The sequence below is a fragment of the Leyella stercorea genome, assembly GCF_021531355.1.
Lineage (GTDB): Bacteria > Bacteroidota > Bacteroidia > Bacteroidales > Bacteroidaceae > Prevotella.
The window spans coordinates 1-276 of the sequence record NZ_JADYTS010000237.1; the positions used below are offsets into that span (position 1 = coordinate 1).

Sequence of the window (276 nt, forward strand, 5' to 3'; positions counted from 1 at the left end):
GTAGATAGGCTGCAGGTGTAAAGACAGCGATGTCAAAGCCGAGCAGTACTAATTGCCCGAGACTTTCTTCTTAAGTAGCCGTGCTTTCAGTTGTTGAAAGTTTAACAACAAGTTTTGCTTAATCAACGTGTCTATCTTATACGCATGCTAAGAATTCAAAATTCAAAACTCAAAATTCAAAATTGTGAGTGAGCTTGCGAACGAACTTTAGGCGGTTATTGCGGCGGTGTCCCACCTCTTCCCATTCCGAACAGAGAAGTTAAGCCCGCTTGCGCC

Annotated in this window: 1 rRNA gene; it reads left to right on the forward strand. The window is 43.5% G+C overall.

What is annotated here, in order from left to right:
• Positions 1-207 precede the first annotated feature (207 nt).
• A 5S ribosomal RNA gene (gene rrf, locus I6E38_RS15215) occupies positions 208-276 on the forward strand; the annotation flags it as partial.